General features: G+C 69.4%; 9 protein-coding genes. 4 read left to right on the plus strand and 5 right to left on the minus strand.

Features of this window, described 5'->3' with window-relative positions; genetic code table 11:
• Window positions 1–95 precede the first annotated feature (95 nt).
• The 5 genes from ACFWZH_RS31600 to ACFWZH_RS31620 form a co-directional block, all read right to left on the minus strand.
• A complete protein-coding gene (locus tag ACFWZH_RS31600; RefSeq protein WP_384438970.1) occupies window positions 96–1,112 on the minus strand; it encodes a hypothetical protein in 1,017 nt (338 codons plus the stop codon).
• A 236-nt stretch (window positions 1,113–1,348) separates the two neighbouring features.
• Window positions 1,349–2,953, minus strand: a complete 1,605-nt coding sequence (locus ACFWZH_RS31605) for an FAD-dependent oxidoreductase (protein WP_384438973.1) — start codon at window positions 2,951–2,953, stop codon at window positions 1,349–1,351.
• A gap of 13 nt (window positions 2,954–2,966) precedes the next feature.
• Window positions 2,967–4,511, minus strand: a complete 1,545-nt coding sequence (glpK, locus tag ACFWZH_RS31610) for a glycerol kinase GlpK (RefSeq protein WP_384438976.1) — start codon at window positions 4,509–4,511, stop codon at window positions 2,967–2,969.
• A 46-nt stretch (window positions 4,512–4,557) separates the two neighbouring features.
• Window positions 4,558–5,346 (minus strand): MIP/aquaporin family protein, encoded by a 789-nt coding sequence (locus ACFWZH_RS31615; protein WP_384438979.1) that lies wholly within the window; start codon window positions 5,344–5,346, stop codon window positions 4,558–4,560.
• 228 nt (window positions 5,347–5,574) lie between these two features.
• Window positions 5,575–6,339, minus strand: a complete 765-nt coding sequence (locus tag ACFWZH_RS31620) for an IclR family transcriptional regulator (RefSeq protein WP_384438983.1) — start codon at window positions 6,337–6,339, stop codon at window positions 5,575–5,577.
• Window positions 6,340–6,600: 261 nt separating this feature from the next.
• Here ACFWZH_RS31620 and metH point away from each other — a divergent pair, with 261 nt between their 5' ends.
• From metH to ACFWZH_RS31640, 4 genes are all read left to right on the plus strand, one after another.
• The gene (gene metH / locus ACFWZH_RS31625; protein ID WP_384438986.1) at window positions 6,601–10,110 is read left to right on the plus strand and encodes a methionine synthase; all 3,510 of its coding nucleotides are present in this window, start codon (window positions 6,601–6,603) and stop codon (window positions 10,108–10,110) included.
• 203 nt (window positions 10,111–10,313) lie between these two features.
• Window positions 10,314–11,027, plus strand: a complete 714-nt coding sequence (locus tag ACFWZH_RS31630; RefSeq protein ID WP_384438989.1) for an HAD family hydrolase — start codon at window positions 10,314–10,316, stop codon at window positions 11,025–11,027.
• A gap of 361 nt (window positions 11,028–11,388) precedes the next feature.
• Window positions 11,389–12,996 carry an ABC transporter substrate-binding protein gene (locus ACFWZH_RS31635; protein WP_384438993.1) on the plus strand — a complete coding sequence of 536 codons (1,608 nt, stop codon included), beginning with the start codon at window positions 11,389–11,391 and terminating at the stop codon, window positions 12,994–12,996.
• 90 nt (window positions 12,997–13,086) lie between these two features.
• Complete coding sequence (locus tag ACFWZH_RS31640; protein ID WP_384438996.1) at window positions 13,087–14,685, plus strand: ABC transporter substrate-binding protein; 1,599 nt, start codon at window positions 13,087–13,089, stop codon at window positions 14,683–14,685.
• The last annotated feature ends 57 nt before the right edge of the window (window positions 14,686–14,742 follow it).

The raw sequence follows: 14,742 nt of genomic DNA on the forward strand, positions 1-14,742 counted from the left end.
GCCGACCTCCCCGCTCGTCTCCGCACGGTCGTCCGCGCGGACGACCCCACAGATTCCCGCTCAGATGTCTCGCTCAGACATCCGATGTCTGGCCATTATGGCCTGCCGCGCCGTCCCCAGCCGCTCTCGTACGCCGCCCAGTCCTCCTCCGTGGCCGTGAAGTCGACGTACAGCGCCGTACCGAACCGCCGGCGGCCCGGATCCTCGCGGCTCAGCCCCAGTCGTATGCCCCGCACCGCGGCCCGCACCGTCTCCGCGGACGCGTGATGGCCCATGTCGTCGGTGTGGAAGAACGGCAGCCCCATCAGCAGGTCGGTGCGCGGCCCGGTCGCCTCCAGCGCCAGCCGCGTCTGCTGCGCCACATAGCCGCCGTACAGACCCTCGGTCGGCAGGGCGGTGTCGTACGACATCAGCGCGATCTGGTCGACGCGGCGCGCCACCTGGCCGAAGAACCGCTGGGATATCCACTTGGGGTGGCCGGTCACCGCTCCGGTGACCGTGTGCAGCCCCGGCAGCGGATCGATCTGATGGACCGCCACGGAAAGGATCCCGCCCCGGTCGTGGACGGCGGGCCCGAGCCGGTCCAGCAGCCGCAGGTAGTCGGGGTTGTCGGAGTGCAGCGGCTCGACGTCCAGATGGACCCCGGCGAAGCCGTCCGACAGCACCTGGCGGGCGCTGGCCACGATCGCCGCGCGGGCCGCGGCGTCCGCCAGCCGCAGCCCGCCCCGCCTGCCCTTCTCGTACACCAGCCGGTCGCCCAGCCAGGCGTGCACCCGCACCGACGGCAGCTCGCGGTGCACCGCGGCGATCAGCCATCGCGCCCGCGGGTAGGCCCTGCGGGCCGGCGGCAGGGTGCCGTCGTGCTCCAACGGCCCGGCGTGCACGTACAGATCACGGATTCCGGTGTCCTCGATCCGCCGCCGCAGCGCGGCCACATCGGAGGCGTCCCGCCGCCCGTCCACCCAGGCGTGCCCGAGCCAGAAGGCGTCCCGTCCCCGCGTCGTGGTCTCGGGGGCGGCCGCCCCCGCGTACTGGGCGCGCAGCGCCGTCACCGCCAGCGTCACCGGCAGCACGACCAGCACGGCGAGCGCCCAGGCCGTCCACTTCCCCACGCGTCGCCATCGTCGCCGAGCCATCGCCGTCCCCCCGTTGATGTTTCCGGTGCACATCATGGCAGCAGCCACTGACAGTGACCGCACGCCGGGGCCCCGCACCCGCCCCGACCTGCGACGGCACACGAAAACGACGGTGGGGCGGCCCCATGGACCGCCCCACCGTCACGGAGCGTACGACGCCCGGGAGGGACACCGGCCGCCCGTCGGCCGCCGATGCCCGCCCGCTGCCGGCGTCAGCCCGCCAGCATGTCCTTGACCCTGGCCCGGACGTCCTCCGTGTCCAGTCCGCGGATCATCAGGGTCGTACGGCGACGCAGCACGTCGTCGACCGTCTCGGCCCACTCGTTGTCCCGGGCGTAGGCGACCTGCGCCCAGATCTCCGGCGCGTCCGGGTGGATGCGCTCGGCCAGTGCCGGGTTGTCGTTGGCCAGCCGGGCGATGTCGAAGGACAGCGAACCGTAGTGGGTGGCCAGGTGCCGCGCGGTCTCCGGGGCCATCCGCGGACCCGGCGTGCCGCCGTCGACGAGCAGCCGGTGCGCGACCGCGTTGGGGTTGGCGATACCGGGCAGCGGGAGCTTCTTCGGCAGGTGCGCGATCGGCTCCATGTCGTCGGCCAGGGGGTGGCCGGGCAGCGCGGCGAGCTTGTTCATGACCGTACGGCCGATGTGCCGGAAGGTCGTCCACTTGCCGCCGGCGACCGACAGCATGCCGCCGCTGCCCTCGGTGACGACCGTCTCGCGCTTGGCCTTGGAGGTGTCGCCCGGGCCACCGGGCAGCACCCGCAGACCCGCGAAGGAGTAGGTGATCAGGTCGCGGGACAGCTGCTGGTCACGGATGGAGAAGGCGGCCTCGTCCAGGATCTGGGCGGTGTCCTTCTCGGTTACCGAAACGTCCGCCGGGTCGCCCTCGAACTCCTCGTCCGTGGTGCCCAGCAGCAGCATGTCCTCCCAGGGGAGGGCGAAGGTGATGCGGTACTTGTCGATCGGGGTCGCCAGCGCCGCCTTCCAGGGCGCGGTGCGCTTGAGGACCAGGTGCGCGCCCTTCGACAGCCGGATGGAGGGGGCCGAGTTGGGGTCCTCCATCTTGCGCAGGTGGTCCACCCACGGGCCGGTGGCGTTGAGCACCAGGCGTGCGTTGACGCCGAACTCCTGGCCGTCCAGCCGGTCCTTGAGCTCCGCGCCGGTTACCCGGCCCTGGGTGAAGCGCAGACCGGTCACCTCGGCGTGGTTGAGGACCGTGGCGCCGGCCGCGACCGCCGCACGGACGGTCATCAGGGCCATCCGGGAGTCGTTCATCTGGTCGTCGCCGTACACGGCCACGGCCTTGAGGTTCTCCGTACGCAGCTCCGGAACGTCGCGCTGCGCCTTGGCCGGAGATATGACGTGGCCGACGCCGTCACCGAACGCGGACAGCGCGGAGTAGGCGAAGACGCCCGCGCCGAGCTTGGCCGCGCCGTGCGGACCGCCCTTGTAGACGGGCAGGTAGAAGGTCAGGGGGTTGGCGAGGTGCGGTGCGACCTCGCGGGACACCGCACGCCGCTCGAAGTGGTTCTCCGCCACCAGCTTGACCGCGCCGGTCTGCAGGTAGCGCAGCCCGCCGTGCAGCAGCTTGGAGGAGGCGGAGGAGGTGGCGCCGGCGAAGTCGCCGGCGTCCACCAGGGCCACCCGCAGCCCGGCCTGTGCGGCGTGCCAGGCAGTGGAGATGCCCAGGATGCCGCCGCCGATCACCAGGAGGTCGTACGTCGCCTTGGACAGCTGCTCCCGGGTTTCGGCGCGGCTCGCGTTCGAACCGTGGGCCGGGTGCGTCCCAAGTGCCGGGACGCTCTGCAGGGTGCTCATGATGTGCTCCTCGTCAGCTCTCGTCGTCGTCGAGCCAGCCCATGGTCCGCTCGACCGCCTTGAGCCAGCTCTTGTATTCGCGGTCACGGGTGGCCGCTTCCATGCGGGGGGTCCATTCGGCGGCCCGGCGCCAGTTGGCGCGCAGCTCGTCGGTGCTGGACCAGAAGCCGACGGCCAGTCCGGCCGCGTAGGCAGCGCCGAGGCAGGTGGTCTCGGCGACCATCGGGCGCACCACGGGGGCGTCCAGGAAGTCCGAGATCGTCTGCATCAGCAGGTTGTTGGAGGTCATACCGCCGTCGACCTTGAGCGCGGTCAGGTCGACGCCGGAGTCCTTGGTCATGGCGTCGGTGATCTCGCGGGTCTGCCAGGCGGTGGCCTCGAGCACGGCACGCGCGATGTGCGCCTTGGTGACGTAGCGGGTCAGACCCGCGATGACACCGCGCGCGTCCGAGCGCCAGTAGGGGGCGAACAGGCCGGAGAAGGCCGGGACGAAGTAGGCGCCGCCGTTGTCCTCGACCGTGCTGGCGAGGGTCTCGATCTCGGCCGCGCTGTTGATGAGCCCCATCTGGTCGCGCATCCACTGCACCAGCGAGCCGGTGACGGCGATGGAGCCTTCCAGGGCGTAGACCGGCTGCTCGTCGCCGATGCGGTAACCGACGGTCGTCAGCAGCCCGTTGTAGGAGTTGACCGGCTCGTGCCCGGTGTTCATCAGCATGAAGGTGCCGGTGCCGTAGGTGGACTTGGCCTCGCCCTGGGCGAAACAGGTCTGGCCGAAGAGCGCGGCCTGCTGGTCGCCGAGCGCGGAGGCCACCGGGACGCCGGCGAGCACACCGCCCGCGGTGTGGCCGTAGACCTCGGCCGAGGACCTGATCTCCGGCAGCACGGCGGCCGGAATGTCCATCGACTGAAGGATCTTGTCGTCCCACGCCAGCGTGTGCAGGTTCATCAGCATGGTGCGCGAGGCGTTGGTGACGTCGGTGACGTGGTGTCCGCCGTTGACGCCGCCGGTCAGGTTCCAGATGACCCAGGAGTCCATGGTGCCGAAGAGGATCTCGCCGCGCTCGGCGCGCTCGCGCAGGCCCTCGACGTTGTCGAGCAGCCAGCGGATCTTCGGGCCGGCGAAGTACGACGCCAGCGGCAGACCGGTCTCCCGGCGGAAGCGGTCCTGGCCGACGTTGCGGCCGAGCTCCTTGCAGAGGGCGTCGGTGCGGGTGTCCTGCCAGACGATGGCGTTGTGGACCGGCTCACCGGTGTTCTTGTCCCAAAGGACGGTGGTCTCGCGCTGGTTGGTGATGCCGATGGCCTTGACGTCGGCGGCGGTGATGCCCGCCTTCTCGACGGCGCTGTCGACGACCTGCTGGACGTTGGTCCAGATCTCCGCGGCGTCGTGCTCGACCCAGCCCGGCTTCGGGAAGATCTGCTCGTGCTCCTTCTGGTCGACCGAGACGATCCGGCCGTCCTTGTCGAAGACGATGCAGCGGCTGGAGGTGGTGCCCTGGTCGATGGCCGCGATGAAGGGCCCGTGGCCGTGGGAGGAGGTGGTGTGGGTGTCGCTCATGGTGTGCTCCAAGAAGTCTGTGCGGGCGGCGGGGCGGTCAGGCGGCTCAGGCGAACGCCAGCTGGTAGATGCCACCGGCGATGGCCCCGCCGATCAGCGGGCCGACGACCGGAATCCAGGCGTAGCCCCAGTCTGAACCGCCCTTGTTCGGCAGCGGCAGAAGCGCGTGCACGATACGCGGACCGAGGTCGCGGACCGGGTTGATGGCGTATCCGGTCGGACCGCCCAGCGACAGACCGATGCCGACGACGACCAGCGCCACGATCAGCGTGCCGATCACGCCGACGCCCTTGCCGTTGTCGCTCAGGCCGAGCGTGAGGATCGAGAGCACCAGCACGACGGTGGCGATGATCTCGGTGGCCAGGTTCTGCGCGACATTGCGGATCTCGGGGCCGGTGGAGAAGATCCCGAGCACCGGGCCCGCCTTGGGAGCGGCCTTCGGGTCGACCAGACCCTCCTCGCTGGAGTGGTCCGCCAGCACTTCGGGGTCGGTCAGATGCGCCCGGAACTGTCCGTAGTAGACGATCCACACCAGCACCGCGCCGATCATGGCGCCGAGCAGCTCGCCGGCCAGGTAGACCGGCACCTGGCTCCACTCGATGCCGCCCTTGATGGCGAGACCGATGGTGACGGCGGGGTTGAGGTGTGCGCCGGACTTCGCGGCGATGTAGGCACCCGTGAGGACGGCGAAGCCCCACCCGAAGGTGATGGCGACCCATCCGGCGTTGAACGCCTTGGAGCGCTTGAACGTAACGGCGGCGCAGACGCCGCCACCCATCAAAAGCAGAACAGCGGTACCGATGGTCTCGCTGATGAAGATGTCGGAGCTGGACACCCGCGACTCCTTTGTCCTTCGTCCAGGGGAAGGCGAACCCCGGGTCCCTCCGGTGGTCCGCACCCTCCGAGAGGGCGGTGGTCGGTCCCGCGGCAATGCTCACCATAGCGAATATTGTCGTTAGGTGTTCGACAATGCCGACCGACGAACGGCAGTTTTGTTCACCGTAAGAACCCCGTCAAGGGTTCGTTGGCCAAAAACTTAGGTGAACTTAACGGCCGAAACCGGTCAGAATCGCCCTGCGCCAAGATCACGGGACACCGCGCGTGCGCAATCCCTCACAGCAGCGACGATTTCCGGCCGCAGTTCGCCGTCGCGACACAGCCGCTCCACCGCGCCCGTGACGCCCACCGCGCCCACCGGCATCCGCCGCCGGTCGTGGATCGGCGCGGCCGCCGAGGCCACCCCCTCCCAGGTCTCCTCCACGTCCGCGGCCCAGCCGCGCGCCCGGGTCAGGTCGAGCAGGCCCTCGAAGTCCCCCAGCCCGGTCACCGTGCGCGGTGTGAACGCCTCCCGGTCCGCCTCGACCACCTCGCTGTGCGCCACCGGGTCGTAGGCGGAGAGCACCTTGCCCAGCGCCGTGCTGTGCAGCGGGTGCATCGCCCCCACCTCCAGCACCTGCCGGCTGTCGTCCGGGCGGAAGACGTGGTGCACGATCAGCGCGCCCTGCTGGTGCAGCACGCCCAGGTAGACCGCCTCGCCACTGGAGCGGGCCAGGTCGTCGGTCCACACCAGGGCGCGGGCCCGCAGCTCGTGCACGTCCAGGTAGCTGTTGCCCAGTCGCAGCAGCTCCGCGCCCAGCTGATAGCGGCCCGAGACGGCGTCCTGTTCGACGAAGCCCTCCTGCTGTAGCGTGCGCAGGATCCCGTGGGCGGTGCCCTTGGCCAGTCCCAGGGAGGAGGAGATGTCGGACAGCCCCAGCCGCCGCTCCCCCCCTGCGAGCAGCCGCAGCATCGCGGCGGCGCGCTCCAGTGACTGGATGGTCCGTGCCATCGGGCAACCTCCGAAGTATGCGGTTCGACAATGCTGAACGATATCGGCCCATGCCGACTCCCGTCAGCGAACCTGCTGGTCTTTGTGAGCGAACCGGAGTCTGCCAACGATCGCGGTGAGTACACGACAGCGGGGTGGTGCCGTGCTGTCCACGGCGTGAAACGGGGAACACGTGTACCGGACCGGCAGCTACGCTGGCCGGGTGCGCCCTCTCAAGGAGGGTGCAAAGCCGACAGCCGTCGCAACCACGGGAGCATCTCCATGGCCTCGAACACGCCATCGCCCATCAGCACGTCCCGCGTCGATTCCCTCCGCGAGGCACTCGCCACGCGAGTGGTCGTCGCCGACGGAGCCATGGGCACCATGCTGCAGGCGCAGGACCCGACCATGGAGGACTTCCAGCAGCTGGAGGGCTGCAACGAGATCCTCAACGTCACCCGGCCCGACATCGTGCGCTCGGTGCACGAGGAGTACTTCGCGGTCGGCGTCGACTGTGTGGAGACCAACACCTTCGGCGCGAACTTCGCCGCCATGGCGGAGTACGACATCCCCGAGCGCGTCTACGAGCTCTCCGAGGCCGGCGCCCGGATCGCCCGCGAGGTCGCCGACGAGTTCACCGCCTCCACCGGCCAGCAGCGCTACGTCCTCGGCTCCATGGGCCCCGGCACCAAGCTGCCCACTCTCGGTCACGCCCCCTACGTCACGCTGCGCGACGCCTACCAGCAGAACGCCGAGGGCATGATCGCCGGTGGCGCGGACGCACTGCTGGTGGAGACCACCCAGGACCTGCTGCAGACCAAGGCCGCCATCCTGGGTGCCCGCCGCGCCCTGGAGGTCACCGGGACGAACCTCCCGGTGATCTGCTCGGTCACCGTCGAGACCACCGGCACCATGCTCCTCGGCTCCGAGATCGGCGCCGCGCTGACCGCGCTGGAGCCGCTGGGCATCGACATGATCGGGCTGAACTGCGCCACCGGCCCGGCCGAGATGAGCGAGCACCTGCGCTACCTGTCCCGCAACTCCCGCATCCCGCTCTCCTGCATGCCCAACGCGGGCCTGCCGGTGCTGGGCAAGAACGGCGCCCACTACCCCCTGACGCCCGGCGAGCTGGCCGACGCCCAGGAGACGTTCGTCGCCGACTACGGCCTGTCGCTGGTCGGCGGCTGCTGCGGTACCACGCCCGAGCATCTGCGGCAGGTCGTCGAGCGGGTGCGCGGCGTCGCCCCGTCGGCCCGCCAGGTGCGCCCCGAACCGGGCGCCGCCTCCCTCTACCAGACCGTGCCCTTCCGCCAGGACACCTCGTACATGGCGATCGGCGAGCGCACCAACGCCAACGGCTCGAAGAAGTTCCGTGAGGCGATGCTGGAGGGCCGCTGGGACGACTGTGTGGAGATGGCCCGCGACCAGATCCGCGAGGGCGCCCACATGCTCGACCTGTGCGTCGACTACGTCGGCCGGGACGGCGTCGCCGACATGGAGGAGCTGGCCGGGCGGTTCGCCACCGCCTCCACCCTGCCCATCGTGCTGGACTCCACCGAGCTGAACGTCATCCAGGCCGGCCTGGAGAAGCTCGGCGGCCGCGCGGTCATCAACTCCGTCAACTACGAGGACGGCGACGGCCCCGAGTCGCGCTTCGCGAAGGTCACCGCGCTGGCCGCCGAGCACGGCGCGGCGCTGATCGCGCTGACCATCGACGAGGAGGGCCAGGCCCGCACCGTCGAGCACAAGGTGGCCGTGGCCGAGCGGCTGATCGCCGACCTGACCGGCAACTGGGGCATCCGTGAGTGCGACATCCTCATCGACTGCCTGACCTTCACCATCTGCACCGGCCAGGAGGAGTCCCGCAAGGACGGCATCCACACCATCGAGGCCATCCGGGAGCTGAAGAAGCGCCACCCCGAGGTCCAGACCACCCTGGGCCTGTCGAACATCTCCTTCGGCCTCAACCCGGCCGCCCGCATCGTGCTCAACTCCGTCTTCCTCGACGAGTGCGTCAAGGCCGGCCTGGACTCGGCCATCGTGCACGCCTCGAAGATCCTGCCGATCGCCCGGTTGGAGGAGGAGCAGGTCAAGGTAGCCCTCGACCTGGTCTACGACCGGCGCAGCGAGGGCTACGACCCGCTGCAGAAGCTGATGGAGCTGTTCGAGGGGGCCACCGCCAAGTCCCTGAAGGCGGGCAAGGCCGAGGAGCTGGCCGCCCTCCCCCTGGAGGAGCGCCTCCAGCGGCGCATCATCGACGGCGAGAAGAACGGCCTGGAGGCCGACCTCGACGAGGCCCTGCAGGACCGCCCCGCCCTCGACATCGTCAACGACACCCTCCTGGAGGGCATGAAGGTCGTCGGCGAGCTGTTCGGCTCCGGGCAGATGCAGCTGCCGTTCGTGCTGCAGTCCGCCGAGGTCATGAAGAGCGCGGTGGCCCACCTGGAGCCGCACATGGAGAAGTCCGACGACGAGGGCAAGGGCACCATCGTGCTGGCCACCGTCCGCGGCGACGTCCACGACATCGGCAAGAACCTCGTCGACATCATCCTGTCCAACAACGGCTACAACGTCGTCAACCTCGGCATCAAGCAGCCGGTCTCGGCCATCCTGGAGGCCGCCGAGGAGCACAAGGCCGATGTCATCGGGATGTCCGGACTCCTGGTCAAGTCCACGGTGATCATGAAGGAGAACCTGGAGGAGCTCAACCAGCGCAAGATGGCGGCCGACTTCCCCGTCATCCTGGGCGGCGCGGCCCTCACCCGCGCCTACGTCGAGCAGGACCTGCACGAGATCTACGAGGGCGAGGTCCGCTACGCCCGGGACGCGTTCGAGGGCCTGCGGCTGATGGACGCCCTGATCGCCGTCAAGCGCGGCGTTCCGGGCGCCGCCCTCCCCGAGCTCAAGCAGCGCCGGGTCCCCAAGCGGGACACCGCCGTCCTGGAGGTCCAGGAGCCCGAGGGCGCGGTGCGCTCCGACGTCGCCGTCGACAACCCCGTGCCCACCCCGCCGTTCTGGGGCACCCGCGTCATCAAGGGCATCCAGCTCAAGGAGTACGCCTCCTGGCTGGACGAGGGCGCGCTGTTCAAGGGGCAGTGGGGCCTGAAGCAGGCGCGTACCGGCGAAGGTCCGACGTATGAGGAGCTGGTGGAGACCGAGGGCCGCCCCCGGCTGCGCGGCTGGCTCGACAAGCTGCAGACCGAGAACCTCCTGGAAGCCGCCGTCGTGCACGGCTACTTCCCGTGCGTGTCCAAGGGCGATGACCTGATCCTGCTGCACGAGGACGGCACCGAGCGCACCCGCTTCACCTTCCCGCGGCAGCGCCGCGGCCGGCGGCTGTGCCTGGCGGACTACTTCCGGCCCGAGGAGTCCGGCGAGACCGATGTCGTCGGCCTGCAGGTCGTCACCGTCGGCTCCAAGATCGGGGGCGCCACCGCCGAGCTGTTCGAGGCCAACTCCTACCGCGACTACCTCGAACTGCACGGCCTGTCCGTCCAGTTGGCCGAGGCGCTGGCCGAGTACTGGCACGCCCGGGTCCGGGCCGAACTGGGCTTCGGCGGCGAGGACCCCGACGACGTCGAGGACATGTTCGCGCTCAAGTACCGAGGCGCGCGCTTCTCCCTGGGCTACGGGGCCTGCCCCGACCTGGAGGACCGCGCGAAGATCGCCGACCTCCTGCAGCCGGAGCGGATCGGCGTCGAGCTGTCCGAGGAGTTCCAGCTCCACCCGGAGCAGTCCACCGACGCCATCGTGATCCACCACCCGGAGGCCAAGTACTTCAACGCGCGGTAGTAGGCAGTAGGAGAACGGTAACTCCGCGTAAGCGGGTCAGGGCCGCCCGGTACCTCCGGACGGCCCTGACCTGTGTCACCACGCATTCCGGCGCACACCGTCGTACACTGGTCGGTCCGGTAGCGGCCGGTCGTATCCCCCCAGCCGGGGATGACGACCGGCCCTTTCGTCCCTTCGGGGACAGTCGCAGTGGAGGTGGACGGATGACCAGCAGCATCCCCGCAGTCGGCACCCGAACGGCCGAAGCCGCGACCCTGCAGGCCGTGTTCCTGGACCTGGACGGCACCCTCGTCGACACCGAGGGGTTCTGGTGGGAGGCGGAGGCCCAGGTCTTCGCCGAGCTGGGCCACATCCTGGACGACACCCACCGCGAGGTGGTGGTCGGCGGCCCGATGACGCGCAGCGCCAACTACCTGATCCAGGTCACCGGCGTCGACATCAGCCTGCCCGAGCTCAGCGTGCTGCTCAATGCCGCGTTCCTGGCCCGGATCCAGCGGGGCGTGCCGCTGATGCCGGGCGCCCGCAGGCTGCTCGCCGAGCTGGTCGCCCACGGCGTGCCCACGGCGCTGGTCACCGCCTCGCACCGCGCCATCGTCGACCAGATGCTGCACTCGCTCGGCGCGGAGAACTTCCGGCTGACGCTCGCGGGCGACGACCTGGCGCGCACCAAGCCGCACCCCGACCCGTATCTGACGGCCGCCGCGCGGCTGGGCGCGGACCCCGCGCGCTGCGCCGTCGTCGAGGACACCCTGACCGGTGTGACGGCCGGGGAGGCGGCCGGCTGCCCGGTCGTCGCGGTGCCCTCGGTGACACCGATCCCGCCGGCCGTCGGCCGTACGGTCGTCCGCTCGCTGGAAGAAGTCGATCTGCCATTTCTCCGGGCGCTCATCACGGAAAGCCGCGGCGGCGTGCACTGAGCGTGTCACCGGGAAAGCCGACGGAACTGAGGGCAGTGGTCCGCTCATTTTCCGTGACGAATACACTGACCGAATGGGTGCATCGCCACGGCTCCTTGAACGCGTGACGTTTCTCACGTGCCTGACCGTCGACAGCGGGCCCCGCAGGTGCTCCAGGGGCCCTCTTCGGTGGTTCCTACGGGGGTAAGTGTCCGGATTGGTGGAGCAACGCGCGAAACGTTCCGCCGTCCGAATATCGACCACCCTGCATCGCTATCCAGGTGCCTTATCGTTTCAACTCCTTTGTGTCTCAGCGCGGCTGGCCGTTCCTACTAATGTCGTCGCGAGCAACACTGCTGCGCTGATAAGGAACCTGCCCACGATGAATCGCAAGACCCTGGTGCTGCCGGCGCTGGCCGGTCTACTTGCCCCCGTTCTCGCCGCCTGCGGAAGCACCGACGGCGCGGGCGAAGGCGGCGATCCGATCGTCGTGGGCGTGGCCACGCCCATCGAGGCCACCAAGGCGGCCCCGGCGCCCCTCGACCCGGCCCAGGCCTACGACATCGACGCCTGGAACGTGCTGCAGGGCACCCTCCAGACGCTGCTGCGGCTGCCGCGCAGCGGCACCGCGCCGGTGCCCGAGGCGGCTTCGTCCTGCGGGTTCCGCGACACCCAGAACGAGCAGTTCCGCTGCACGCTGCGCAGCGGCCTGAAGTTTTCGAACGGACATGCCCTCACGGCGCAGGACGTCAAGTTCTCCATCGAGCGCATGAAGACCATCAACAACACCAATGGTCCGGTGTCGCTGCTCGAGGGCGTCGACAAGGTCGAGACGCCCAGTGACACCGAGGTGGTCTTCCACCTCAACAAGCCCGACGCCACCTTCCCGCAGAAGCTCACCACGCCCGCCGCGGCCATCGTCGACCCCGAGGTGTACCCCAAGGGCCGCCTCTACAGCGGCTTCGACGTGGTCGGCTCCGGCCCGTACACCCTCAAGATCGAGCGCAGCGGCAACCGCGTCACCAAGGCCGCCTTCACCAGGAACCCCGACTACAAGGGCGGGGTGAAGCCGAAGAACGACAAGGTCGAGATGCGCTTCTTCACCGACTCCGCCTCCACGGAGCGGGCGCTGCGCAAGGGCACCGTCGACGTGATGAACCGCGGGCTGTCGCCCGACCAGGTCAGGGGTCTGGAGAAGGCCCGCGACCAGCACATCGCGCTGCAGGAGATGCCCGGCCAGGAGATCCGCTACCTCGCCTTCAACACCAAGGACCCGGTCGTCTCCAACAAGGCCGTGCGGCAGGCGATGGCGCAGATCGTCAACCGCTCGGACCTGGTGCGCAACGTCTACTCCTACACCGGCGACCCGCTCTTCTCGATGGTCCCCACCGGCCTCACCGGCCACATCAACTCGTTCTTCAACAAGTACGGGAACCCCAACGCCGCGGCCGCCCGCAAGACCCTGCGGCAGGCCAACATCACCACCCCGGTGAAGTTCACCCTGACGTACACCACGGGCCACTACGGCTCCAGCACCGTCAAGGAGGTCCGGGCGCTGCAGGGCCAGCTGAACCGCACCAAGCTGTTCGACGTCAGCATCAAGGGTGTCGACAGCTGGCAGCAGTTCCGCACCGACTCGCTGGACGGCAAGTACAGCGTCTACAACATGGGCTGGTTCCCCGACATCCCGGACGCCGACAACTACGTCGCGCCGTTCATCGGCAAGCAGAACTTCCTCGGCTCCCCGTACCGCAACCCCAAGGTCGAGTCCCAGCTGATCCCGTCCAGTCGCCAGCAGTCCGACCGCAACGCCGCCGCGGCCGACTTCAAGCAGGTGCAGGACATCATCGCCGAGGACGTACCGCTGCTGCCGCTCTGGCAGGGCAAGCAGTATGTCGCCGCGCACGATGACATCACCGGCATCGAGTGGGCCCTCAACTCCTCCTCGACGCTGCAGATCTGGGAGCTCGGCCGCGGCGTCGCCGACTGAGCCGACGGATCCGCACCACACCGCACAACCCCCGCCGCGGCCTTCTCCGCCGCGGCCTGACAGGCACCACCCAGATCGTGAGGACTTTTAGTGAGGAAGCGTGACCAGTGGCTGGCCGCCCCGATCGGAGCGGGGCTGGCAACAGCTCTGCTCGCGCTCGCCGGGTGCGGCACGGACGACTCGGGAGCGGCCGGCACCGGCGAGCCCGTGGTCATGGGAATGACGGACAAGGTCGTGGCCACCGACCCCGCAGCCGGTTACGACCCCGGCTCGTGGCTGTTGTTCAACAACGTCTTCCAGTCCCTGCTGAGCTTCCCCAAGGGCGGCACCACCCCCGAGCCGGAGGCGGCCAAGAGCTGCTCCTTCACCGACACCGACAGCAAGGTCTACCGCTGCACCCTCAAGGACGGCCTGACCTTCAGCAACGGTGACGCGCTGACGTCCAAGGACGTCAAGTACTCCTTCGACCGCACCAAGCGGATCAAGGACAAGAACGGCCCCGCCGTGATGTTCTCCGCCCTGGAGAAGATCGAGACGCCGGACGCCAAGACCGTGGTCTTCCACCTGAAGACGCCCGACGCCACCTTCCCCATGAAGATCGCCTCGGGTGCCGGCTCCATCGTCGACCACGCCCAGTACCCCGCCGACCGGCTCCGCACCGACGGCAAGGCCACCGGCTCCGGTGTCTACACCCTCAAGGAGTACGGCCGCGAAAAGGCCGTCTTCGCCGTCAACGACTCCTACAAGGGCCCCGCGAAGGTCAAGAACGCCGGGATGACCGTGAAGTTCTTCGGCGCTCCCGAGAAGCTCAAGAAGGCCGTCCAGAGCGGTGACGTCGACCTCGCCTACCGAGGCCTGTCCATGAAGGACATCGCCCACCTCGACGGCGCCGCCCTGCACCAGCAGAACGGCACCAAGGTCATAGAGGGCGGCAGCGCCGAGGTGATGCACCTGGTCTTCAACCTCAAGGACCCGGTCGCCGGCAAGCTGGGCGTCCGCAAGGCGATCGCCTACCTCCTGGACCGCTCCACGCTCGTCCGGGACGTCTACCAGCGCACCGCCGAGCCGCTCTACTCGATCGTCCCGGCCGGCATCACCGGCCACAACACCTCCTTCTTCAACACCTACGGTGACCGTCCGCAGCCCGACAAGGCCAAGGCCGCGCTGCGCTCCGCGGGCTTCAACGGCAAGGTGCCGCTCACGCTGTGGGCCACCCCCGACCGCTTCGGGCCGGGCACCGTCCCCGCCTTCCAGGAGATCGCCCAACAGCTCAACGCCAGCGGCCTGTTCGACGCCAAGGTGCGCTCGGTGCCCACCGAGGACTACGACAAGGGCGTGCGCGACGGCCGGTTCGGCGTCTACGTCAAGGGCTGGGTCCCGGACTACCCGGACCCCGACAACTTCACCCAGCCGTTCTTCGGCAAGGACAGCGTGCTGTCCAACAACTACAGCTCCTCCGACATCACCGGCCGGCTGCTGCCCAAGACGGCCGACCAGCAGGACCGCGCCGCCACCAAGGCCGCGTTCCGGGAGCTGCAGGACATCGTCGCCAAGGACGTGCCGATCATCCCGATCTGGCAGGGCAAGCAGTACGCGGTCGCCCGCGACGGCGTCACCGGCCTCGAATGGACCCTGGACTCCTCGACCGTCTTCCGGTTCTGGGAGATCAGCAAGTCCACGGTCGCCTGACCGGACGCCACCCACACGGCGGCGGGGGGGGGCCCCGCGCCCCCCCCCCCCCCCCCC

Origin of the sequence: Streptomyces sp. NPDC059008 (assembly GCF_042749045.1) — a bacterium.
In the GTDB taxonomy this organism is placed as follows: Bacteria; Actinomycetota; Actinomycetes; order Streptomycetales; family Streptomycetaceae; genus Streptomyces.